Raw genomic sequence first — 24,057 nt, forward strand, 5'->3', positions numbered from 1 at the left:
ACCTCAGGTTTAAGCTGTGGTCCAGGAAAGGATGACAGCAAATGAGTGAAGGCAAAAAACGGCGGGTACACACGGCGGAATTCAAGGGCAAGGTCGGCCTGGAGGCGGTGCGAGGGGTGAAGACGGTGACGGAAATCGCGCAGGAGTACGGCGTGCATCCAGTGCTCGTTGGCCAATGGAAGAAGGAGATCCTGGACAACGCGGCAGCCTTGTTTGATGCCAAGCGCGGCCCCAAGCCGGTCGATGAAACCAGCCCCGAAGACAAGCTGTATGGCGAGATCGGGCGGTTGAAGATGCAGGTTGACTGGCTTAAAAAAAAGCTAGGGGACTGACCCAGGCCGAGCGCTCGCATTGGATCGAGCGCGAAGACAAGGTGCCGTTGGCAATGCAGTGCGAGCTGGCAGGCGTGCCGCGCTCCTCGGTCTATCGCCGAATGGAGGCGGCGTGCCGGGTTCAATTCGAAGACGCGGAAGATCTGAAGCTGCGCGCATTGATTGACGAGGAGTACACCAGGCGGCCGTTTTACGGCAGCCGGCGGATGGTGGTGTTTTTGCGAAACGACGGCCATATCGTCAACCGCAAGCGGGTGCAGCGCCTGATGCGCAGCATGGGCTTGGCAGGCATGGCGCCGGGGCCAAACACGAGCAAGGCACATCCTCGGCACAAGGTTTATCCGTATCTGCTGCGCGGCGTGGCGGTCACACGGCCAAATCAAGTGTGGTCGACAGATATCACGTATATCCGGCTGGCGCGCGGCTTCGCCTATCTGGTGGCGATCATCGACTGGTATAGCCGCAAGGTGCTGTCCTGGCGCATCAGCAACAGCATGGACGCGTCGTTCTGCGTGGACTGCCTGGAAGACGCCTTGCGCCATCATGGGGGGCCTGAGGTGTTCAACAGCGATCAAGGCTCGCAGTTCACCAGCTCGGCCTTCACCGATGTGCTCAAGCGCGAAGGCGTGACCATCAGCATGGACGGGCGCGGAAGGGCGCTGGACAATATCTTCGTCGAGCGCTTGTGGCGCAACGTGAAGTACGAGGACGTCTACCTGAAGGGCTACGCCAGCATGGCGGAATTGATGGTGGGCCTGGCACAGTATTTCGCGTTTTATAACACGCAGCGGCCGCACCAGTCGCTGAGCTATCAGACGCCAGATCAGGTCTATCGCGATGGGCTTGGCGGCGGCGCGATAATCGTCGACAGGTTCGGCGATGACGGCGGGAAGCCGCAGGAAAAAAGTATTACGGGACAGCGCCGGGCAGCTGAAGAAGTGGAAATGGGCACAGCTTAAATTAACTGGCAGAGTGTCTTGACTGAAGGGTCCACTTTAGCTCGACGCCGGCGCCTTGCATCGGGCAAGGTCTGGGTAGGCTATTACTACAATGGATACTCGAACGATGGGAAACGCCAGGAGCTTTCACTCGGGACCGATCTCGCCGCAGCCAAGCGAAAGTGGGCCGAACTTGAATGCGCCGACGTTCCTGTTGACGCGTCGATGATGAAGCACACGTTCGATCAATACGTTCGCGACATCCTGCCGAAAAAGAAGCCATCCACCCAGCGCGAGAATATGCTTTGCTTGTCCCAGCTACGGCCGGTGTTCGATGCTGCACCAATCAACGAGATCCGGCCGCAGGACATTGCCCAATACCGCGATGCGCGGTCGGCGCCAGTTCGCGCGAACCGCGAAATAGCGCTATTGTCACACGTGTTCAACATGGCCCGAGAATGGGGCCACCTGAAGGGCGAAAACCCATGCCGGGGCGTGCGGAAAAACAAAGAGCAGCCACGTGACTTCTATGCAGATTCCGAAGTGTGGGACGCAGTCTACGCAGCCGCTGCGCCGGAATTGAAAGATGCAATGGATCTGAATTACTTAACAGGCCAGCGCCCTGGAGATGTGTTGCGTATGAAGGATTCGGACATTCGAGAAGGCGCGCTCCTTGTGCGCCAAGGAAAAACCAACAAGTTCCTTCGCATCTTACTTCGGCCTAACGGCTCGGAATCTCAGCTGGCAAAGGTAGTCGAACGCATCCTCGCACGACCTGGACGCAAGTCAGACTCTCACCTGGTTACACTTCCATCTGGTGATCCGTTAAAGCAATGGAACCTCCGCTTGCGCTTTGATACAGCACGAAATGCTGCAGCTGATCGTGCAGTTGAAATGGGGAAGAAGGCACTGGCGGTGCGCATCAAAAAATTCCAGTTCCGCGATATCCGCGCGAAATCCGCCAGTGAGATCGCCGACATCAAAGCTGCCAGCGAGCTACTGGGGCATACGGAAGGTGACATAACTGATCGGGTTTATCGCCGGGTCGGCCAAGCTGTTAAGCCAACAAGATAGCAGCCGGGCCACAAGTGCGATACGCAAAGCACAAACGCACGTCGATCAGGGCCGATAGACCGGAATTCTCACGCGCCAGTTCTTGACTGGCGCGTTCTTTAAAGTCCTAGTGCAGCTAACGACGACTTGTGGTTCTTCGCCTGGCTCGGTTGCCTGCCAGTTGGCAACCAGCGGAACAGCACACTCCCAGACTACAACCCGAATGTCTGGATTACCGACTTCCCATTGAGTCTTCCTCGTTGAATTTTCGCGGCGGATGAATTCCTTCGCCGCTTCCCTGATCTCGTAGAGGCCGTGCCTATTTCCCCGCGTCCGATATTCGAGCAGAGGGTCTTCAGCGACATCATGGGCAGAGCAGCTCACAGACGTTGCAACCGCACAAAGCAGGAGCCCAACTACCTTATTCAATTGTAACGGTGCCCACATACTTACCTTCCTTATCGCTTCGATTTGAGATGAGATAGCGATATACGTCATTCCATTTGGTCAGATCATATATGGTGACGCATCCCTCAGATAGATTTCCAACGTGGACAAAATTACTGTTAGCTGTCGCTGCGTACTCGATGGGAAACCACACAGTGTGATACTTAAGGTCTGGATTGCCTCCAGGGTATGTCACATAAAACTCGGTACTATCCGGGTTGTGCGCATGCTGCGGGGCTAAAATTTTGTATGTCCCCTTCGGTAAAGGCTTTGATTGCTTCCATGTGTGGAAACCAGGCCCTGGTGCCGTTTCCCAGAACTTCACATCCGAGTCAAGTGAGATCATTGAAGTCTGGCCATTGAATGAAAGCGTCCCAACAAGTTGGTTATGCGTGTCATTCCGGGGTTTCGAATACAAACGTTCACGCCCTTTCATCTTTGCGACGAGCTTTGCGCCAGAGCCACGAGTCGCGGCAACCAAACATTTCGCTGCATTCTCGCTCTTGAGGCTTGCAGTTTCCCGTTTGTATTCACCTTCGAGAATTATAAAGTGAGTGCGACTACCCTCCTTAATCACCGAGACCTTCACGAATTCCGGAAGGAAGGCCATTTGACCCGATGACTCCAATTGGACCTTTAGCCATCCAGACATGTCCGGTGACTTCGTATACTTTGTCGTGACGACCGCTTGATGAACGCTGTTCGCAGTAGTGTTGGTACGTGCTCGCGCGATAACCTGATTCATGAGTCAATGTGCCCTAAACAAACCTCGATATATTCCGCGCCTTCGGTGCGGTAGCGTCCCGTACGCCCTTCCTCATCGGTGACCCCGTGAATCCGCTGGCCTGACGGCAGAAAGATGGTGTAAGGCACGCCCGCCAACATCAGGTCATCTTCGTCCTTGAGTTGGAATTGTTCGTCATATAGCGTGGCATCGTCAGCGACTTCGGCCGACTGCGAAATCGTTGGGTGCTGCCCTGGAGCCAGTGAGGTAATTGGCCCAGCAGCCGCCGTCTCATCACTTGGCCGCTTTGATGCCGGCGAAGCTTCATTTGGAGAACCGGATGAGGCCCGACCGCCCCATTCGACGGTATCGGTGAATTGGCTAGCGATAAGCACTGCGCCGCACGAAGTTTTCATTCCAGCAAGCGCAACGCCCTTGCCAAAGAATGTCGTGGTTGGCACACCCTCAATGATCGGGAAATCGCCCTTGCATTTAGGGCAGTGGACCTTGTGGCCAATGTAGGCTATTGGCTTCCCCATGCAAATGTCAGTCTGCGACCCTTCCAAGACTGTCCCATTGTGGCTCGTAGTGTCCCCAAGCCGAATTATTTCTCCAGCCATGTAATACCCTTGAATCAGTGAATCCAAGATTGTATTTCTGACCATTTCTTGATGTCGCACTGTTGAGCTACCGCACGACAGCTTTCGCATTTGGGGCCAGCGGCTGCATGCCTTGATCGCATAAAATCATTTCCGCATCTCGGCCACGACGTATCCAAAATCAAAGAGTTACGTAGCGCATTTTTGGGTCCCACGCGGAAACGAATTTGCGCTAAGATGCTGATCTTTCAGAAGAAGTGCTGAGACTTGAAAACTGCCGACGGTTAATCCCGTTCGTGAGTTCGAATCTCACCGCTCCGCCAATAAGAAATTCCAGGATGTTCCAGAACGTCCCAAGAGCCGCGATCCTCCCAGTGAGTTCGCGGTTTTTTTGCCCCCCAAAACGTCCGAGGCAATCCCTTTACATCCCAGTTTTTTTCGAAATTCACCGCACCGCCAAAGATTAAATTCACGCCCAGCGTTCAACGGCGCAGTCATGCACTCAGGCCAGCGACACGTGGCACCCTACCTGGTCGAGCGCTTTATTCCCCAATCCACATGCTTTATCGGTAGGCCATGTGAGGGGGCTCATCACCATCCCCCAGTTATACACATTTCCTCCACCGTCGCGGTAGACCCAATGCACCAATTCGTTTTTGCTGTTCATGATCCCCAGGATGCCTTGTCCACCCGGATCGGCGTTGCTGGTGAGAGTTGCCGTCGGTATACCGCATATCACCTGTACGTACAGTGTCAATGCTTCCGGCGTCATCGCGCATTGGAACTCATTGCTGCGGTCGATGAAAATCTGGGCGCGCACTGCCCGATCGGCAGCGCTGAGAAATCCCTCAACTCCTAGCTTCATCAGATCCGAATTGAGTTCCTTATTCAACGCTACGAGCCCGGGGATTAGCTCAGTCCGAAACGCGCGCACGTATTTCAGGAACGTCATCACCTCGACCAACAGCGCCAATTGGATTTCCTGCGAAGTTTTCGAGTGAACCCGGCTCCTCAAACGTACGTCCGAGCTGTACAGGTGGGAAAGGGCAGACGTGAAACCGCATATTCCCCACGTCCTGTTGTAATAGCTGATAATTTCGGCCGGCATAATACCTCCAGTCCATTGTCCGTAAGACTGCGGTACCGGAACCCGATTCCGGTGCACCGAGGTCGTCCAACACTTCACGACAGTCTAACGGGCGCGTCCAGGCGAACAAGTAACAACGGGTATCGCATTACGTAACAGGGGGCGCTCTAAAAATAGCCTGAAGATAGGATTAGATGAAACGCGGAGCCGCGCACGATTGACAAGGGCGAACTCATCACATAAATAATTTCATAGCTATAATTTACTGTTGCGAAATTTTTAATTTTTCCGCAGCACTTCTTATCGATTGGTTTAAAACTAGGAAATCCATTCTTCGGAAGTTACTACTTATTGATAGTTTTTTTTGATTCAAGAGGAAAGTATGGCAATTGACGTATATCTGCAAATTGAAGGTATTAAAGGCGAGTCCCAAGACGACAAGCACAAAGAATGGATCGAAGTAAGGGGTATTCACTGGGGCGTGCATCAGCCTAAAAGTGCTACCGCATCGACTGGCGGAGGTCACACTGCAGAACGCGCAGAATTGTCGGACATTTCCTTCTCCAAGCTCAGCGACCTGTCGTCGCCAATCCTGCTGCAAACATGTGCAGCCGGCAAGACCATCCCAAAAGCCAAGTTTGAATTCTTCCGTGCCGATGGCAATGGCGATCGCGTGAAGTATTTCGACATCGAACTCGAAAATGTCCTGATCAGCATGGTGACCCCGCACTTGGGCGGAAGCGACACCCTTCTGACTGAGAACGTCAACTTGAAGTTCTCGAAAGTGAAGTGGAAGTACACGCAGCAGAAGATTGGCGGTGGCACTGGCGGCAATACGTCTGGCGGCTGGGATCTGGCAACCAACAAAGTCGCTTAAAGGCGGATCATGCCACTTAATCTGGATCAATTCGCGCAACATTTGCGGACAAATGCGCTCCCCGGATTTGGACAGGGTAAATGCGCGAAGTATGTACGCATGGCGCTTCAGGCCGGCGGGGCGCAAATTTCGCAGTATGCCCCGGCGGGGAGAGATTTTGGCCCGGTTCTGCTTCAGCTCGGCTTCCATGCAATTACAGTCGACAACCCGGACACCTTTCATTTTATGAAGGGGGACGTGATGGTCATGCAACCGTATACCGGTGGCAATCAGAATGGACATGTGGCCGGCTACGATGGAAGCAAGTGGATTTCCGACTTCATTCAAAGTGACTTCTGGGCAGGTCCCGGATACAGAGCAGAAAGACCAAGTCATGTTGTCTATCACTATTAAGGGCCTGTGCGCAGCCGCTTTGCTTGCAGTACTCTGCGCCAGTGCAAGCGCACAGGAAAGCAAGCATCCTCCGCAATCCCTGCGCGATCCCATTCTGGGTCTGCGGCTCCCTTCTGCAGGCCTCAAACTGGATCCTGTGCCTGAAGATATCCGCGCACTGTGTGCGCAGATGGCCGACTCTGAGACTTGGACCACGCGCCAATGGATTTTTGGAGTAGCGAAGAATTCCACAGATACGTATTACCTCGTTAACGGGTATTCCAAGCGCCGCAACCCCAAACCAGGCGAGAGACCGTATCTTCAACACAAAGATGGGGGCGTTTATAAGGTCTCCGGCACCGAGTGCACTGGCGATCCGGCGCGAGAGACGTTTGTGGTGCGCGACCCGCGGCAAATTCCACGGGAAGTACTACAGGAACTCGCCCAGGATCTGGTAACTCGCCTGGCACGCGCCGCGGGAGGTGAGCAACGCTTGCGGGCTGAGATTAAGAAACAGCGTATCGATCTTCATCAGTTGTCGCCCGAGATGCAAGAGGCGTTCAAACCTTACTTTGGTCTCGCACATTAGTTAAGGCGGCCTTTCTTGGTTTTTCCAGTAGAAGGCAGGGTTTCGGCCCTGTCTTCTTCTCGCTTCCTGCCAACGAAATGCCCAGAAGTGCGCTAATTTGCGACGTGCTGATTTCGATGAATATGCCGGTTCCCGAGCAGACGGTTGTGCCGTTCCCGTAATAGGCGTAGCCCTTCCCCTGTGCTAACATCCGAGGTCCAAATTTACAGGCCCCACCATGACCGCATCCCGCCGCTATAACAAACGCCAACTCAAGAAAAAGCACCTCGGTGAATTCCAGGAATTCGGCTTCCTCGTCGAGGCACAACTGGTCGGCACCCTGACCCTGGCCGAGCACAACGCCCTGATCCACCAATTCCTCGAAGAAGCCATCGAAGCCAATGGCCTCGCGTTTGGCGGTGGCTACAGCGACGACTTCGGCGGTATCGTGGTGTCGAACAAGCCGTATGGCAAAGTCGACGAAAGCCACCGCGCCCTGGTGCAGGATTGGCTGTCCAAACACAGCAAACTGACCAACGTCAAAGTCGGCGAACTGCGCGACGCCTGGTACGGTTGGGGTTAATTGCGCGTCGAGTGCTTCCAATGACCAGGAAAGGGCGGCCACATCGGCCGCCCTTTTTTCGTTCTTCGCCCGTTACAGGGAAGATGCGGGCCCTGCTAGTCGCGGGGGGCCAGGCGGATCATAGCGGACGGCCTTCCGGCTTGTGTCTGGCCCGGCAATACCATTAGCGGGGCGGCTCGAACAAAGAGATCCTGCGCACAGCGATTTTGCCCGCCTTTGTCCGTCATCCGACTTTGAAGCAAACCCGGTAAACCAGGGTCAGACCCAAGGGTCTGACCCGACCGCTTGCCTGCGACTAATAAGTAGGGCGGCGTCCCGGTAGGCGGCGATGAGCCTAGTTTTACTGTGCTAACCTTGCCATTCCACTAAGTAAGGAAGGCATCTGTGAAATTACTACTTCTCGTCGCCGCCGTCATACTGGCTTTGCCGGCCCAGGCTTCGCAACAATTCAATGTGCCATCGGCGCCGGGTGTCACGCTGGCTGTCACGGAGGTCGGGCAGCACCGGGGCAAGCGCCCTATCCTGCTGGTGCATGGTGCGCGGGTCAGTTCAAAGGCTTCGTTCGACCTGCCTGTGGCGGGCGGCTCGCTGGCGGCCGACCTGGCGGCGCGCGGGTTTGATGTCTATACGCTTGATGTGCGTGGATATGGCGCATCCACACGGTTGGCCGAGATGGAGTCCGCGCCGACGGCCGGCGCCGCCTTGGTGCGCACCAATACTGCGGTTGAAGATATCGATGCGGCGGTGGACTTCGTGCGCCAGCGTAGTGGCGGTATGAAGGTGGCGCTGCTTGGCTGGGCGACCGGCGGCCAGTGGGCGGGGCATTATGCAACGCTGCACTCGCCCAAACTCAGTGCGATTGTCATGCTGAACAGCCTTTATCGCGGAGCTTCCGCACATCCGCTGATCGGGCGCGGAACGGGGTTGGAGGACAAGGAGCGGCCGGGAGCCTTCAACCGCGCGGCTTGCGGCAATTACCGCGTGTCGGATGCGGCGTCCACGCTGGGTGCGTGGGACCGCACCTTGGGCGAGGACAAAGACAGCGCGCGCGATCCGGCCGTTGCGAAGGCCTACGTCGAGGCAGCGCTGGATAGCGACAGCACCAGCCGCCAGCGCGAGCCGCGCAGCTTCCGTGCACCATGCGGGGCGATGGAAGACAGCTTCTACCTCGCGACCGGCCGCCAATTGTGGGACGCTTCGCTGATCACAGCGCCGGTACTGGCTATCGCTGGTGAGAAGGATTTCTGGTCGCGGCCGGAGGATATGCACAACCTGCAGGCGGACCTGGTGCACGCTGCGGCCGTGCGCATGGTCCGCATTTCGAACGCAACCCACTTCCTGCACCTGGAACGTCCGGCGCGCGGGCGCGCGCAACTCATCGATGAAGTGGACAGCTTCGTGCCGCGGTAGGGCTTGAGCGCTGCGGCATAAGTGCTACTCTGGTTGGTAATCCTTTTCGCGGGAGGCCGTCGTGCTTAGATTTTTCAGCAAGCTTGCAGCAATGTTCCTGTTCGCTGGTGCGGCCGTGGCACAGACCACACCGCAAGCCGTAGGCGTGGTTGTCATGCATGGCAAAGGTGGTTCGCCGACAAAGTTCGTGGCAGAACTGGCGTCCGGCCTGGAAGCGAAGGGGCACCTGGTCGCGAATATCGAGATGCCCTGGTCGGGCAACCGCAACTACGACGTCGACCCGGCTGCGGCCGAAGCAGAAGTCGATGCGGCGCTGGACAGGTTGCGCGTAAAGGGCGCGAACCGCTTGTTCGTGGCGGGTCACAGCCAGGGTGGTACGTTTGCGCTCTACTACGGCAGCAAGCACGCCGTGGATGGCATCATCTCCATTGCCCCAGGTGCCAGCACCGCCAGCCAGGTGATTCGCGAGAAGCTGGGTGGAACGCTGGAGGAGGCGCGCAAACTGGTGGCGGCGGGCAAAGGCGGCGAGACGGCGCGGTTGCAAGATTTCGAAGGCGCCAAGGGAACCTATGTCGTTGTCTGCAAGCCTGACAACTACGTGTCCTGGTTCGATCCCGATGGCGCCATGAACCTGACGAAATCGATTCGCGCCATGCGGCCAGGAACGCCGGTCCTGCTGGTGGTACCGAAGAACGATTACCCTGGCCTGCTCAAGGCCAGGCAGGCAAACTTTGATGCCCTGCCCCGCAATCCGCTGACGAAGCTGTATGAGCCGGACGCCACGCACACCGGTGCGCCTGCGGCATCGCATGAGGAAATCTCACGCTGGATGATGGAGGTGGCGCGCTAGCCGCTCCGCGCTAACAGGGCTTGGGCTTGACGGCAGCGAACTGGCAGTCGAGCGGCCGGAAGAATTCGCGAGAGGTACCGTAGGATTTGTTGTAGCGGTCGAAGATGCGGTCGATTTCACCGGATTTGTACAGCGCAGCGACGCCGTGCTCGAAGCTGTCGCGCTGTTCTGCCGTGCGGAATATGAACCAGTATTCGTTCGGCTTGCCGAGGATGTCGTGGTACACGAGATCAAAGTCGCCGTCGCGCAGGTAGGACTGGCGGCTCAGGTAGTAATTGAAAATATCCCGCTGCGAGATCACCACATCCACCTGCCTCAGTACAAGCAGCGGTGACTGCAGCGTCAACGGTTCCGAGTAGCGCGGATTGCCTTGCACCGCTTCGCGATAGCCGCCGCCCAACATCTGGCTGGCGCCGTTGAAGGCGGTGACACGGTATCGGGACAATTCAGCAACCGAATCGAGGTGCGGCAAGGCCGCGCGGCGGGTGATCGCCATATTATGGAAGCTGGTCACGGGCCAGCGGCTCATCACGCCAACCGGCGCCATCGAAGGCTTGCCATTGGTGGAGACGTCCACCAGGCCGCTGCGCAGCGCATCTTCGGTGCGCTTCATCGGCAGGTAGAAGAATTCGGCGCCGATGCCCTGGGTTGCCATTGCTTCGCGCAGCACGTCGACCATCAGGCCGCTTTGGCGGTCGGGCATGACAAAGGGGGCGATGTCGTCCTGCAGCCCGAACTTGATGCGCGCCGGTTCTGCTGCCTGCGCGGCGCAAGAGATCAGCAATGCCAGGGCGGAGGCGCGGAACATGGTCAGCCGGCGGCGGCGATGGGTTCCGGCGGAGCCCAGTTCTGCAATAGAGCGTTCTCGAATTCGAGCGCGGGCAAGGGGCGCGAGAAAAGGTAGCCTTGCACTTCGTCGCAACCGGAATCTTTGAGGAAGGCCAGTTGTTCCGCGGTTTCCACACCTTCGGCGATCACCTTGTGGTTCAGTTGCTGGGCGATGCTGATGATGGTGCTGGCAATGGCGCAGTCGTTGGTGTCGAGTGGAATGCCGGTGGTGAAGGAGCGGTCGATCTTCAGCGTGTCGATCGGGAAGCGCTTCAGGTAGGACAGGCTGGAGTAGCCGGTGCCAAAGTCGTCCAGCGACAGTGTGATGCCGGCCGCCGTCAGGCGGTCCATGATGCCGATCACGCGCTCGATATTGTGCATCAGGGTGGACTCGGTGATTTCCAGTTCCAGCCACGATGGTTCGAGGCCATAGCGCGCCAGCGTTTCCATCACGCGGCCCGGCAGCGCGGAGGTGAATTCGCGCGCCGATACGTTGACCGCCAGGCGCACCGGCGGCAAGCCCTTTTCTTTCCATGCCTGCGCCTGCGCACAAGCGGCTTCCAGCACCCATTCGCCGACCTGCACCACCAGGCCGGTTGCCTCCGCCAGTGGAATGAATTCGGCCGGCGGCACCAGGCCGCGCTCGGGGTGCTTCCAGCGCACCAGCGCTTCGGCGCCGATGATCTTGCCGGTGCTGATTTCAAACTTGGGCTGGTAATGCAGCAGCAGTTGCCCGTTGCCCAGGGCCTGGCGCAGGCCCGATTCGATGCGCATGCGTTCCTGCATGCCCTTGTTCATGTCCTGGCTGTAGAAGGCGATGTGCTCGCCGTCCGTCGAGGAATTCTGCTTGGCGCGGTACATGGCGATATCGGCCAGGCGCAGCAGGGTTTCCGCGTCATTGCCATCCTGCGGGTAGACGCTGATGCCAATCGAGGCGCTGACGCGCAGGTCGTGGCCCTCGATCAGGAAAGGCTCGTTCAGCGCCGATAGCAGCTTGTTCGCCACCATGCTGGCTTCGTAATGCTGGTGGATGTCGAACAGGCCGACCGCAAATTCGTCGCCGGACAGGCGCGCCACCACATCCTGGTCGCGCAGGGCCAGGCGGAAGCGCTGCGACACTTCGCGCAGCAGCGCATCGCCCACCGCGCGGCCCAGCGTGTCGTTAATCAGCTTGAAGCGATTCAGGTCGATGAACATCACGCAGCCGTCGGCCTTGCTGCGCTGGGCTACGGTCATGGCCTGGTCGACCAGCTTGGTCAGCAGCGAACGGTTCGGCAGGCTGGTCAGCGCATCGTAGTAAGCCAGGTGGTGGATGCGTTCCTCCGCCTCCTTGCGCTCCGTGATATCGGTCAGGTAGGCGACCAGGCCGATCGAGCGGTCTTCCATATCGCAAAGCTGCGACAGCGACAGGCTGGCCCAGAATACGTCGCCGTTCTTTTTCTTGCGGCGCACTTCCATCAGGCGGCCGCCCTGCTCCAGGAACTCATCGCCGAGGTCTTCGTCTTCGTCGTCGTAGAGGAAGATGATGTTGCGCCCCACCGCCTCCACCGCCGAATAGCCGAACAGGCGCTCGGCGCCCTTGTTCCAGCTTGTGATGAAGCCATTCAGGTCCATGGTCAGCACCGATTCGTGAATCTGGTCCAGTATCTGGGTCTGGTGCTGCAAGCGCGCTTCCACTTGAACATAGGCGTGGGTGGTGCGCTGAGCTATCGAATGCACCTGCAGCACGCTGCCGGCGAGGCTGGCCAGGCTGGCCAGGTTGTGCCGGCTGGTTTCAGTGTAGTTGTCGAGGCCGGAAACTTCAAAGCGGCCGAAATACTGCTGGTCGTATTGGATCAGCTGCGACAGGCCGCTTTCCCATCCTGGCAAACCGGTGGCCGGGGTCATTTCGCCCGGCACGTAGCGGCCGTGCGGGCTGCCGGTGACCTCGCGTGCAATGCGGCCCAGCTCTTCCACCAGCGCGCGGCCGCGCAGGCGCAGCACCGCATCGCACACGGCGGCACTGCTGGCGAGGAAGTTGGCGACCGGTTGCTCGTGCATGCCTACACGTTCCTGCTGACCTGCAGGGCCCAATGGTAGGCCTGCAACAGGCTGCGCCAATACATTTCATTGTCGATGCCGACGTCGCGCAGCGCGCTTGCCTGCGGTTCGTGCATTTCCACCAGCGCCAGCATTTCGCCCAGGCCGCCGCTGCGGTCCAGCAGGGCCGCGACGACGTCCAGGTCCAAGTTCAGTGCCGATACGATTTCGGTCATCGGCATCGCCAGCAATACATCGAGCAGGGAAAACACGCCAACCAGGAAAGCCATGTCCTGTTCATCGCGTTCGCCTTGGCGCAGCTTGCACAAGGCTTCCATTTGCGCGGCGCGCAGGGCGGCCAGCGGCAGCAGGACATTGGCCGGGCCGTCGGCTTGCTGGCGCGCGTACAGCAGCAGCTGCAGCCAGCGTTGCAGCTGGCGGCGGCCCAGCAGGTTGATGGCCTGGCCGAAGTTGTGGATCGGATTGCTGCTCGGCGCAAAGGCAGCGGAGTTCACCAGCTTGAGCAACTGGAAGGACAGCGCCGGGTCCTGCTTCAGCAGGGTTTCCAGTTCGCGCGAGTCGGCGTCCTGCGCCAGCAGCCCAAGCAGGGCAAGCAGGCGTTTGCGGGTGGTGCCGTCGCCCTGCCCCGTGTCCCGCTCCTGCGCGCGCGGCAGCTCGCCACGGAACAGGGTAAAGCCGGCTTTGCGGCATTCGTCGACGCGCATGGTATCGGCGTTGCGGGCCAGGTGCGGGCCGGGCAACGACATCATCGCCAGCGCGCCGGGCAGCGCATCGGCGCAATCGACGTCGAGGCCACGGATGCCGGCTTGCGCGGCGGCGATGCCTGCATCGCCATCGGCCAGCAAGCGCAGGCCGCGGTCGGCCAGCTGTCTGCAGCACTTCTGCACAGCTTCATCGGCCAGCAACGCAGCCGGTACGGTGAATACGATGCGCTCGAGCGGCAGGCTATCGAGCTGCGTCGCATCGAGTGCAAGCGGGTCGGCAAGGGGAATGAAGTAATCGAGCGAACCCAGTTCTTCGGATTCAGGACAGCACAGGAGTGATTGCAGCACGGGCAGCGAGGCCGCCACCGGCATTTGAAATGCCAGTCCTACCCAGTGATTTTGGGTGTCCATGACAGGCTTGATTCCCACCAGCGGTAACGATTTCGGGTCTGACTCAAACATCGGAATCTCAGGTGTGGCAACGCTAACAATGGTAAATGGTCTATTGATGTAAAGCAACCATTGAGCGCGCACAGACACCCTGTGTTACAAGACTCGGGGAGTCTAACAGAAATTGTCCAAAAATCAGCTTTTTAGTGGTAGAGGAGGCAATCGAATTGCCAGATTTGTATCAGCAACGATACATTACTGATTAATTTAGCAATTTTCTATTTATCGAATTGTGCGTGTTGAACGGCAAACTTGATCAGTTCTGCCTGGCCTTCAATGCCAAGCTTGCGTTTGATGTTAAGGCGGTGGGTTTCCACCGTGCGCACGCTGAGGTCCAGTTCGCGCGCAATATGCTTGTTCGATTCGCCATTGGCGAGGTGGCGCAGCACCTCCGCTTCGCGCGTGGTGAGCTGGTTGTCCTGGGCCATGGGCTTGGCCAGCTGCTGCGCCAGGTTGGCGCTGTAGTAGATGCCGCCGGCCATGACCGTTTCGATGGCGACCACGATGTCCTTGCCCGGCGCATCTTTCAGCACGTAGCCTCGGGCGCCGGCCTGGATCGCCTGGGTCACGTATTCCAGCTTGTCGTGCATCGACAGGATCAGCACCGCAATCGACGGGAACTGGCGCTTGAACAAGGCGGTGGCTTCGATGCCGTTGGTGCCGCGCATATTGATGTCCATCAGGACCAGGTCGGGACTGTGCAGGCGCGCAGCTTCCAGCGCTTCGGCGGCGCTGCCTGCCTCGCCTACCACTTCGAATTGCGCCATGGCTTCCAGCCGCGCGCGCAGGCCGTCGCGTACCAGGGGATGGTCGTCTACCAGCAGGATACTTGTCCGCAGCTCACTCATTTTTTGCCTTTGTTGTCTACGCGCGCCAGCACAATGGTGCCGGCGGGCGAGGATTCGATGCGGAACTGGCCGCCGATCGCTTCCATGCGCTCCATCATATTCCGTAATCCGATGCCCCGCTTCGGATGGCCGGCAATGCCCTCGGCATCGAAACCGCTGCCATTGTCGGCAATGCGCAGCGCGACGCCCTCGGCATCGCCTTCGAGGCCGATGTTGATGCTGGTAGCGGCAGCGTGGCGCTCGATATTGGTCAGCGCTTCCTGCGCAATACGGAACAGCACCGTGTTCGCCACGTCCGGCAGGGCGTCGGTACAACCGGTGGCGCTGAACGCCACGTCGACGCCAATGTGTTCGCGGAATTCTGAGGCAAGGTGGTCGAGCGCGGCGGCCAGGCCCAGGTCGTCCAGGATGGCGGGGCGCAGGTTGTGCGAGATGCGGCGCACTTCGCCCAGCACATTGTTCAATTGCTCCGCGGTGTGCTCGAAGGCTGCCTTGGCCTTGTCCTGCTGCGCCGGGTTGCCGAGGCGGATAATGCCGGCCTCGATCTGCAGCTTGATCGAGACCAGCCACTGGCTGATGCCGTCGTGCAGGTCGCGCGACAGGCGCGCCCTTTCCTCTTCCTGCGATTCGACCACGCGCTGCGCCAGCACTTTGAGCTTGGCATCAGCCACGCGGTATTCGCGGATATTCAGCGCCAGGCCGGACACGCCTACAGCCACCAGCGCCAGCGCCGCAATCGCCGTCATCCACAGCAAGGTATTGCGGATATTGCCGCGCTGCTGGGCGTCGACCTTGGCCAGCGCCGCGTCGACGTCATCGAGATAGATGCCGGTGCCCAGCATCCAGCCCCATTCCGGCAGCGGTATCACGTAGCCCAGCTTGGGGGCCGACTTGTGGGTGGAGGGCTTGACCCAGTTGTAGCGCTCCAGCCCTCCCCCTTCACGGGCGCGTGTCAGCAGGCGCTGGATGGTGGGGTTGCCCTCCTGGTCCTTCAGCATGAACAGGTTCTGCCCCACCAGCTCCGGCTGGCGCGGATGCATCAGCGAATTGCCCTGCATGTCGTAGACGAAGAAATAGCCGTCATCACCAAAGCTCAGGGTGGACAGGATGCGTTTCGCTTCGTCGAGCGTGGCCTGGTCATTGCGGCCGGATTTGACCAGGTGCGCAATCGAATGGTTGGCCAGCGTGACGTAGTGTTTGAGTTCCGCTTCCTTGCTGGCCAGGTAGGCCTGCTGGATGGTGTCGCGCTGCTGGCGGGCGAGCGTGGTCGCCTGGTAGCGCACCGCGACGGCGATCGCGCACAGGGCCAGGATCAAGGGCGCAATGGCCAGGAACAGGAACTTTTGCCGCAGCTTCATGCGGCGATTGTAAGCCCGCTCCTGCGTGCTTGTCCTACGTAGTTATACGGACCGCGTTTGCGTAGTGGTGCGCTTGTGACAGATATTCAATTCCTGAATACTGGCCATTCATCCTTGGAGGAGACCCCGATGAATCCCACTATGAAGAAACTTGGCTGGGCAGCGATGTCCGTGCTGGGTGCGAGCGCCCTGGGCGTGATCGCGCTGAAGCGCGGCGAACCTGTCAGCGCCATCTGGCTGGTGATTGCAGCCGTTTGCGTGTACCTGATTGCGTACCGCTTCTACAGCCTGTTTATTGCCAAAAACGTCATGGGCCTGGAGGCTGACCGCCTGACCCCGGCCTATAAATACAACGATGGCCTGGACTATGTGCCGACCAATAAGAACGTGCTGTTCGGCCACCACTTCGCCGCAATCGCCGGCGCCGGCCCGCTGGTCGGCCCCGTGCTGGCGGCGCAGATGGGCTACCTGCCCGGCATGCTGTGGATCCTGGCGGGCGTGGTGTTCGCCGGCGCGGTGCAGGACTTCATGGTGCTGTTCATCTCCACCCGCCGCGATGGCCGTTCGCTGGGTGACCTGATCAAGTCCGAACTGGGGCCGGTGCCGGGCAATATCGCGCTGCTGGGCACCTTCATGATCATGGTGATCATCCTGGCCGTGCTGGCGCTGATCGTGGTGAAGGCGCTGGCGCACTCGCCTTGGGGCTCGTTCACCGTGATGGCCACCATCCCGATCGCGCTGTTCATGGGCGTCTACTCGCGCTACATTCGCGTCGGCCGCGTCGGCGAAGTGTCGCTGATCGGCTTCGTGCTGCTGATGCTGGCGATCTTCGGCGGCCAGTGGGTGCAGGAGAACCCTGCGCTGGCGCCAATGTTCACCTTCTCCGGCACTGAACTGACCTGGATGCTGATCGGCTACGGCTTCATCGCCTCCGTCCTGCCGGTGTGGCTGCTGCTGGCGCCGCGCGACTACCTGTCCACCTTCCTCAAGATCGGCACCATCGTCGGCCTGGCGCTGGGCATCCTGATCGTGTCGCCGATGCTGCAAATGCCTTCGCTGACCAAATTCATCGACGGCACCGGCCCGGTATGGTCCGGCAACCTGTTCCCCTTCCTGTTCATCACCATCGCCTGCGGCGCCGTGTCCGGCTTCCATGCGCTGATCTCCTCCGGCACCACGCCGAAGATGATCGAGAACGAAACCCATGCCCGCTTCATCGGCTACGGCGCGATGCTGATGGAATCCTTCGTCGCCATCATGGCGCTGATCGCCGCTTCGACCATCGAGCCAGGCGTGTACTTCGCGATGAATAGCCCGGCCGCACTGCTCGGCACCACCGCCGAATCGGCAGCGCAGGCGATTTCCCAGTGGGGTTTCTACGTCACGCCTGAAATGCTGACGCAGACCGCAAAGGACGTCGGTGAATCGACCATCATCTCGCGTGCCGGCGGCGCACCTACCCTGGCGGTCGGCATGGCGCACATCCTGTCCAACGTGGTTGGCGGCAAGGCCATGATGGCGTTCTGGTACCACTTCGCCATCCTGTTCGAAGCGCTGTTCATCCTGACCGCTGTCGACGCGGGCACCCGCGCCGGCCGCTTCATGCTGCAGGATTTGCTGGGCTCCTTCTCGCCATCGCTGAAGCGCACCGATTCCGTGTTTGCCAGCCTGCTGGCCACCGGCCTTTGCGTGGCGGCCTGGGGCTACTTCCTGTACCAGGGCGTGGTCGATCCGCTGGGCGGCATCAACACCCTGTGGCCACTGTTCGGTATCGCCAACCAGATGCTGGCCGCGATTGCGCTGATCCTGGGGACCTGCGTGCTATTCAAGATGAAGCGCGCCAAGTACGCCTGGGTCACCATCCTGCCGACCATCTGGCTGCTGCTGTGCACCCTGACCGCCGGCTGGCAGAAGATCTTCGACGCCAATCCGAAGATTGGCTTCATGGCCCACGCCGCGAAATACCAGGCGGCCCTGGCAGACGGCAAGGTGCTGGCGCCGGCCAAGTCGATCGAACAGATGCAGCAGGTGATCTTCAACGACTACCTGGATGCGGGCCTGGCAGCCTTCTTCATGATCGTCGTGGTCAGCGTGCTGGTGTTCGGCGTGCGTACCGCATTGGCGGCCTGGAACGCCAGCCGCCCAACCCACAACGAAGCCCCGGCCCAATACGCCGCCGCGGCCAAATAAGACCATGCTGGGCGAAATCGTCAAGGCTGGCCGCTACCTCGGGCAGAGCATGCGGCTGATGTGCGGCCTGCCGGAATACGACACCTACGTCGCCCATCGCGAGGCCACCCACCCGGGTGAGCCCGTGATGAGCTACGAGGAATTCTTCCGCGAGCGGCAAGAAGCGCGCTACGGCGGCGCCGGAAAACGCGGCGGCTGCTGCTAGAAATGTCCACCTTGGTTCCTGACCCCAAGGTGGACATTGTTGCTAGCGACTAAAAGTTAGAGCCAGATCAAAGTGTCGAAATTCTTAGCATTTATTCTTTGCCCGATGGAATCGTCCTTCGGCGGCGAAAATGCTCAACTTCGAACGGTCCGGCTTAAGCCAGAAACTGACCATCATCTCCGTGCTCACCACCGGCAGCGCCTTGCTGCTGGTGTTCGTGGCATTCGCCGTCGCGTCCATCCTTTCCCACACCAGCGAGGAGCGCAAGCAGCTTACCTCGCTGGCTGATGTCATCGGCGCCAACAGCGTCGCTTCCCTGCTCTATTCCGACCGGCCGACGGCCGAACAGGCCCTGGCTGCGTTGGCGGTGAAAAGCGACATCACGCGCGCTGCCCTGTTCGACCGCGACGGCGAACTGTTTGCCTCCTACCCTGCCCTGCGCCAACTGGGGCCCGCCGCGTTGGACGCGGCGCGCCTTAAGCAACTGGCGTCCGGCGAACTGGCTGAACGCGACGGTCCGCCCTGGGCGCCGCTGTTGCGGCTCTATCGGCCGGTGCGGGTGCGCCAGCATGTCATCGGGGCGGTGATGATCGAGGCCGGCCAGGCCTCGCTGTGGCTGGGCATCCTGCGCAACCTTGGCATTACGGCAGCCGCCACCGCGTCCTCGTTCGGGCTGGCGCTGGTGCTGTCGGCGCGCTTCCGCGAAGGCATTGCGGCGCCCATCGCGCAATTGATCGCGGCGGCGGATAAGGTCAGCAGCAGCCAGACCTACGCCCAGGTGCAGCACCAGCGCAGCGATGAACTGGGTACGCTGATCGATAGTTTCAACGGCATGCTGGCGCAGATCGAGAACCGCGACACCAAGCTGGCCCAGTACCGCGGCGAGCTGGAACGGCAGGTCAGCATCCGCACCGCGCAGCTGGAAAAGGCCAAGGATTCAGCGGAGGCGGCCAGCCAGGCCAAGAGCGCCTTCCTGGCCAATATGTCGCACGAAATCCGCACGCCGATGAACGGGGTGCTGGGCATGGCGGAGCTGCTGGCGGCAACCGAGCTCACCGAAACCCAGCGCCATTACACCAGCATGGTGCGCCGCTCGGGCGAGCACCTGCTGGTGATCATCAACGACATCCTCGATTTCTCCAAGGTCGAAGCGGGCAAGCTGACCGTTGAATACATCAACTTCAACCTGCGCGAGCTGCTGGACGATATCGAAAACGTGTTCGCGCCACAGGCCCAGGCCAAGGGCATTGAAATGGAGTTCGCAGTGGCGAACAACATCCCGCTGGCGATCTGCGGCGATCCGAACCGGCTGCGGCAGGTGATCGTCAACCTGCTGGGCAATGCGGTCAAGTTCACCGACCAGGGGCGGATCAAGGTGGCGGTACGGGTGGCGGAGGAGGATGCGCAGTCGGCGCGGCTGCGGCTTGAAGTGCACGATACCGGCATCGGCGTGACGCGCGAGGCACGGGCGCACATCTTCGACTCATTCTCGCAGGGCGATGGTTCGACTACGCGCAAGCACGGCGGCACCGGACTTGGCCTGGCGATTTCCAAGCAGCTGGTGGAGCTGATGGGAGGCACGATCGGGGTCGACAACGCGCTGGGGCGCGGTTCGGTGTTCTGGTTCACCGTGCAATTCGACAAGCGGCGCGTGGATGCGGATGATGCGGGCTTCCAGCAGAAGCCAACCAAGGGCCTGCGCGCACTGGTGGTCGACCGGCAGGCTGAAAGCGCGCTGGCGCTGCAACGCTTGCTGGCGCGCTGGCATTTGCAAGGCAATTGCGTGCCCAGCGCAGCGGATGCCTTGCGTGAACTGCACGCGGCGGCCATGCGCGGGATGCCCTATGACGTGGCATTGCTCGAGATGGGGCTGGACGATATCGGCGGGCTGGCGCTGGCGGCCGAAATCAAATCCGATCCTGATATTTCTTCGGTGCGCCTGATCTTGCTGGCCTCCGAGCGCAATGCGGCGGACCAGGTGCAACGCCGCGCCGCAGGCGTGGCTTTCCAGCTGATCAAGCCAGTGCGCGAACCGGACCTTTACGACTGCATCGTGACGCCGGCGCGCGCCAATGAAGGGGTGGGCGCGGCGGGACTGGCCGGCATTCCGTCATCGCAGTCCTCGCCGCGGCCGCGGCACGGCCAGCGGCCGCGCGCCCTGCTGGCCGAGGATAATCCGGTAAACGTGGAGGTGGCGTCGGCCATGCTGCGCGGCCTGGGCATGGAGGTGGCCTGCGCCGCCAACGGCGAAGAGGCGCTTGCCGCCGTGCGGGCCGGCGATTACGACCTGGTCCTGATGGACTGCATGATGCCGGTCATGGACGGCATGGCCGCTACCGCCGAAATCCGCCGCCTGGAGCAGCAGCGCGGCCGGACACGCACGACACCCATCGTCGCCATCACGGCCAACGCGCTGCAGGGCGACCGCGAACGCTGCCTGGCCGCTGGGATGGACGACTACATCAGCAAGCCTTTTTCACAGCAGGCACTGGCCGACACCCTCGGGCGCTGGATTGCCCTGCCGCGTCCAACTCGCGCTCCCGAAGCGCAGGCCGCCGCGCCGGGCCAGGCCACTCCCGCAACCATCAACCAGCTCGCGCTTGACGCCATCCGCGCCCTCAGTGCCGAGCAAGGAGAGCTATTACTGCAACGCGTCCTGACCACCTTCCTGCAAGACACCCCCCGCCAACTCACAGCTCTGCACGCAGCGGTCGCAGACAGCGACCCATCCACCATCCGCAAGACCGCCCACAGCCTGAAATCCAGCAGCGCCAACGTCGGCGCCGACACGCTGGCCAGGCTGTTCAAGGAACTGGAACAGATGGCACGCGCCGGCCGTACCGACGGCGCGGCCGGCCTGATGGCGCAACTGGAGCGCGAATTCCAGTCAGTCCGGCATTCGCTCAGTATCATCCTGCCGAAGGGAGCATGAAATCATGGCAGCGCTCTATTCACCCAAACGCGGCACCGTGCTGGTGGCTGATGACGATCCTGTCATGCGCCTGTTAATGCTTGAAATGCTGGCCCAGGTCGGGCTCGACGCGGTGGAAGCGAGCGACGGCCGCGCCGCTATTACCAGTTTCCGCGACAATGCGCCGGACCTTGTGCTGCTCGACGTCGACATGCCGCTGCTTGACGGCTTCTCGGTCTGCCGCGCCATCCGCAAGCTGGAAAGCTCGTCCCACATCCCCGTCATCATGGTCACCGGCGGCGACGACCTGGAAGCCGTCACCCAGGCGTATGAAGCCGGCGCCACCGACTTCGTCTCCAAGCCGATCAACTGGCCCATCCTGGGCCACCGCGTGTTGTACGTACTGCGTGCCAGCGATGCCATCGCCCGCCTGCGCATTGCCGATGCCCACAACCGCGCCGTGCTGGCGGCCATCCCCGACACCTTCTTCCGCCTCAGCGCCGACGGCTACTATCTCGATTACGAACAAGGCCACGAGCCCGGCGCCGATTTTGCCAGCCGCGAATGCGTGGGCCGCCACATCCGCGAGGTACTGCCGGCGCCGATCGCAAGCCGCATGCTGGAGCAGCTGTCGGCCGTGCTGCACTCCACTTCCGTGCACTCGGTCGATTACGAGCTGGCGCGCGACGGCGTTGGCCACCACTTTGAAGCGCGGCTGGTCAGCACGGTGTCCGGCGAAGTCCTCGGCCTGGTGCGCGACATCAGCGAACGCAAACGCACCGAAGAGCAGATCCGCAAGCTGGCCTACTGCGATAGCCTGACCGGCATCCCCAACCGCCAGGCCTTCCTTGAAACGCTGGAACGCGAACTGGAGCGCTCGCAACGCGAGCAGCGCAAGTTCGCCATCCTGTTCATGGACCTGGATTCCTTCAAGCGCATCAACGACACGCTGGGCCACAACGTCGGCGACCTGCTGCTGCAGATCGTCACCGAACGCCTGCGCGAGACCATTCGTCCCAGCGACCACCTGTGCAGCCTGGCGCGCCTGGGCGGCGATGAATTCACTATCCTGTTGCCCGATATCGAACGGGTGGACGACGCATTGGCCGTGGCGCACCGCGTGAAGGATGCCATGCGCCGCCCCTTCAACCTGGACGGCCACGAGATCTTCGTCACCGCCAGCATCGGCATCTCGCTCTATCCCGAAGACGGCGAAGACTGCACCTCGCTGCTGAAATTCGCCGACACCGCCATGTACCACGCCAAGAACTGCGGCAAGAACAACGCCAAGCTTTACAGCTCATCGCTCACGATGCAGATCATGAGCCACGTCAAGCTGGAAGTGGGCTTGCGCAAGGCCTTGCAGAACAACGAGCTATACCTGCTGTACCAGCCGCAAGTCGACGTCCCGACGACACGCGTGGTCGGCGTGGAAGCGCTGATACGCTGGCGCCACCCCGAGCACGGCATCATCCCGCCCACGGAGTTCATTCCGCTGGCGGAGGAAACAGGCTTGATCGTGCCGATCGGCGAATGGGTGCTGCGAACCGCATGCGGCCAGGCCCGCGCCTGGCAGCTTGAATGCGAGCGACCGGTCCGCATGGCGATCAACCTTTCCGCGCGCCAGTTCAAGGATGAGAACCTCGCCCAGATCGTGCTGGCAGTGCTGCAGGAAACCGGCCTTGATCCCAGCCTGCTGGAACTGGAACTGACCGAAGGCACCTTGATGGACAACGCCCTTGCCACGCTGGCCACGCTGGAGCAACTGCGCGGCATCGGCGTATTCCTGTCGATCGACGATTTCGGCACCGGCTATTCGTCCATGAGCTACCTGAAACGCTTCGACGTACGCGCACTGAAGATCGACAAGAGCTTCATCAGCGGCCTGCCGCAGGACAGCGAGAACGCCGCCATCACGCGCGCCATCATCGCCATGGCGCACGGCTTGAAAATGATCGTGGTGGCAGAAGGCGTCGAGACGCCCGAGCAACTGGACCTGCTGAAGCACTACGGCTGCGATATGGCGCAAGGCTACCTGCTCGGCCGCCCCGCTTCGCAGGACGCCATCAGCCAGATGCTGGTTTGTGCCGGATCAGGTGCTGCGGCGGTCTAGCATGGCGCGGGCGATAGTGCCGGCGTCGACGTATTCGAGTTCGCCGCCCACCGGCACCCCTCGTGCCAGGCGCGTTACCGCCAGGCCGCGCGCTTTCAGCATTTCACTGATGTAGTGGGCGGTGGCTTCGCCTTCATTGGTGAAATTCGTTGCCAGCACCACTTCCCCCACCACGCCGTCGGCGGCGCGCGCCAGCAGTTTTTCGAGATGGATGTCTTTCGGGCCGATGCCGTCCAGCGGCGACAGGCGGCCCATCAGCACGAAGTACAAGCCTTTGTACGTCAGCGTGGATTCGATCATCGCCTGGTCGGCCGGCGTTTCGACCACGCACAGCTGGCGCCTGTCGCGCGACTCGTCGACGCAGGTGTCGCAGATCTCGGTTTCGGTGAAGGTGTTGCACAGCGCGCAGTGGTGCACCTGCTCCACCGCCTGGTACAGGGCGCGCGAGAGCATGGCGGCCCCTTCGCGGTCGTGCTGCAGCAGGTGGAAGGCCATGCGCTGGGCCGACTTGGGACCGACACCCGGCAGGCGGCGCAGCGCCTCCGTCAAAAATTCAAAGGACTTCGCCAT

Annotated in this window: 21 protein-coding genes; 12 read left to right on the forward strand and 9 right to left on the reverse strand. The window is 60.6% G+C overall.

Annotation, left to right across the window (positions count from 1 at the left end):
• Nucleotides 1-41: 41 nt before the first annotated feature.
• Both ASD07_RS21625 and ASD07_RS21630 read left to right on the forward strand, forming a co-directional pair.
• A protein-coding gene (locus ASD07_RS21625; RefSeq protein WP_229207242.1) for an IS3 family transposase occupies nt 42-1,291 on the forward strand; the annotation gives its coding sequence in 2 pieces (ribosomal slippage) (nt 42-327 and nt 327-1,291; 1,251 coding nt in all).
• 18 nt (nt 1,292-1,309) lie between these two features.
• On the forward strand, nt 1,310-2,344 hold the full coding sequence (locus ASD07_RS21630; protein WP_200953840.1) for a tyrosine-type recombinase/integrase: 1,035 nt from the start codon (nt 1,310-1,312) through the stop codon (nt 2,342-2,344).
• A 400-nt stretch (nt 2,345-2,744) separates the two neighbouring features.
• Here the strand turns inward: ASD07_RS21630 and ASD07_RS21635 are convergent, their stop codons facing one another.
• The 3 genes from ASD07_RS21635 to ASD07_RS21645 all read right to left on the reverse strand — a co-directional run bounded on the left by ASD07_RS21635 (nt 2,745) and on the right by ASD07_RS21645 (nt 5,066).
• Nucleotides 2,745-3,380: a hypothetical protein gene (locus tag ASD07_RS21635; protein ID WP_156398126.1), complete on the reverse strand. Its 636-nt coding sequence runs from the start codon at nt 3,378-3,380 to the stop codon at nt 2,745-2,747.
• Nucleotides 3,381-3,511: 131 nt separating this feature from the next.
• Nucleotides 3,512-4,141 carry a PAAR domain-containing protein gene (locus ASD07_RS30370; protein ID WP_229207243.1) on the reverse strand — a complete coding sequence of 210 codons (630 nt, stop codon included), beginning with the start codon at nt 4,139-4,141 and terminating at the stop codon, nt 3,512-3,514.
• 454 nt (nt 4,142-4,595) lie between these two features.
• Complete coding sequence (locus ASD07_RS21645) at nt 4,596-5,066, reverse strand: hypothetical protein (protein WP_156398127.1); 471 nt, start codon at nt 5,064-5,066, stop codon at nt 4,596-4,598.
• A 496-nt stretch (nt 5,067-5,562) separates the two neighbouring features.
• Here ASD07_RS21645 and ASD07_RS21650 point away from each other — a divergent pair, with 496 nt between their 5' ends.
• From ASD07_RS21650 to ASD07_RS21670, 6 genes are all read left to right on the forward strand, one after another.
• Nucleotides 5,563-6,057: a type VI secretion system tube protein Hcp gene (locus ASD07_RS21650; protein ID WP_055935036.1), complete on the forward strand. Its 495-nt coding sequence runs from the start codon at nt 5,563-5,565 to the stop codon at nt 6,055-6,057.
• A 9-nt stretch (nt 6,058-6,066) separates the two neighbouring features.
• Complete coding sequence (locus tag ASD07_RS21655) at nt 6,067-6,450, forward strand: hypothetical protein (protein WP_055935039.1); 384 nt, start codon at nt 6,067-6,069, stop codon at nt 6,448-6,450.
• Nucleotides 6,431-7,018: a hypothetical protein gene (locus tag ASD07_RS31075; RefSeq protein ID WP_156398128.1), complete on the forward strand. Its 588-nt coding sequence runs from the start codon at nt 6,431-6,433 to the stop codon at nt 7,016-7,018. The genes ASD07_RS21655 and ASD07_RS31075 overlap by 20 nt, the downstream gene beginning before the upstream one ends.
• A 217-nt stretch (nt 7,019-7,235) precedes the next feature.
• Nucleotides 7,236-7,580: a YggL family protein gene (locus ASD07_RS21660; protein ID WP_055935042.1), complete on the forward strand. Its 345-nt coding sequence runs from the start codon at nt 7,236-7,238 to the stop codon at nt 7,578-7,580.
• Nucleotides 7,581-7,964: 384 nt separating this feature from the next.
• A complete protein-coding gene (locus ASD07_RS21665) occupies nt 7,965-8,990 on the forward strand; it encodes an alpha/beta hydrolase (RefSeq protein WP_156398129.1) in 1,026 nt (341 codons plus the stop codon).
• A 61-nt stretch (nt 8,991-9,051) separates the two neighbouring features.
• Nucleotides 9,052-9,840, forward strand: coding sequence for an alpha/beta fold hydrolase (locus ASD07_RS21670; protein ID WP_156398130.1), 789 nt, complete (start codon nt 9,052-9,054; stop codon nt 9,838-9,840).
• 10 nt (nt 9,841-9,850) lie between these two features.
• Here the strand turns inward: ASD07_RS21670 and ASD07_RS21675 are convergent, their stop codons facing one another.
• The 5 genes from ASD07_RS21675 to ASD07_RS21695 all read right to left on the reverse strand — a co-directional run bounded on the left by ASD07_RS21675 (nt 9,851) and on the right by ASD07_RS21695 (nt 16,068).
• Nucleotides 9,851-10,648: an ABC transporter substrate-binding protein gene (locus ASD07_RS21675; RefSeq protein WP_082507494.1), complete on the reverse strand. Its 798-nt coding sequence runs from the start codon at nt 10,646-10,648 to the stop codon at nt 9,851-9,853.
• 2 nt (nt 10,649-10,650) lie between these two features.
• The gene (locus ASD07_RS21680; protein WP_055935048.1) at nt 10,651-12,708 is read right to left on the reverse strand and encodes a bifunctional diguanylate cyclase/phosphodiesterase; all 2,058 of its coding nucleotides are present in this window, start codon (nt 12,706-12,708) and stop codon (nt 10,651-10,653) included.
• 2 nt (nt 12,709-12,710) lie between these two features.
• A complete protein-coding gene (locus ASD07_RS21685) occupies nt 12,711-13,823 on the reverse strand; it encodes an HDOD domain-containing protein (RefSeq protein WP_229207244.1) in 1,113 nt (370 codons plus the stop codon).
• Between the two features lie 257 nt (nt 13,824-14,080).
• A complete protein-coding gene (locus ASD07_RS21690) occupies nt 14,081-14,710 on the reverse strand; it encodes a response regulator transcription factor (protein ID WP_055935054.1) in 630 nt (209 codons plus the stop codon).
• Entirely contained in the window at nt 14,707-16,068 is a 1,362-nt protein-coding gene (locus tag ASD07_RS21695; RefSeq protein WP_055935056.1) for a cache domain-containing protein, read from the reverse strand. Before ASD07_RS21695 ends, ASD07_RS21690 begins: the two co-directional genes overlap by 4 nt.
• 129 nt (nt 16,069-16,197) lie before the next feature.
• Between ASD07_RS21695 and ASD07_RS21700 the strand changes: the two genes are divergently transcribed.
• From ASD07_RS21700 to ASD07_RS21715, 4 genes are all read left to right on the forward strand, one after another.
• Entirely contained in the window at nt 16,198-18,258 is a 2,061-nt protein-coding gene (locus tag ASD07_RS21700; protein WP_055935059.1) for a carbon starvation CstA family protein, read from the forward strand.
• Nucleotides 18,259-18,262: 4 nt separating this feature from the next.
• The gene (locus ASD07_RS21705) at nt 18,263-18,463 is read left to right on the forward strand and encodes a YbdD/YjiX family protein (protein WP_055935062.1); all 201 of its coding nucleotides are present in this window, start codon (nt 18,263-18,265) and stop codon (nt 18,461-18,463) included.
• Between the two features lie 130 nt (nt 18,464-18,593).
• Entirely contained in the window at nt 18,594-21,395 is a 2,802-nt protein-coding gene (locus ASD07_RS21710; protein ID WP_055935065.1) for a hybrid sensor histidine kinase/response regulator, read from the forward strand.
• Nucleotides 21,396-21,399: 4 nt separating this feature from the next.
• Nucleotides 21,400-23,487 (forward strand): bifunctional diguanylate cyclase/phosphodiesterase, encoded by a 2,088-nt coding sequence (locus ASD07_RS21715; protein WP_055935067.1) that lies wholly within the window; start codon nt 21,400-21,402, stop codon nt 23,485-23,487.
• Here the strand turns inward: ASD07_RS21715 and recR are convergent.
• Complete coding sequence (gene recR / locus ASD07_RS21720) at nt 23,467-24,057, reverse strand: recombination mediator RecR (RefSeq protein WP_055935070.1); 591 nt, start codon at nt 24,055-24,057, stop codon at nt 23,467-23,469. The genes ASD07_RS21715 and recR overlap by 21 nt on opposite strands.

It is taken from the genome of Duganella sp. Root336D2, assembly GCF_001425005.1.
In the GTDB taxonomy this organism is placed as follows: domain Bacteria; phylum Pseudomonadota; class Gammaproteobacteria; order Burkholderiales; family Burkholderiaceae_D; genus Rugamonas.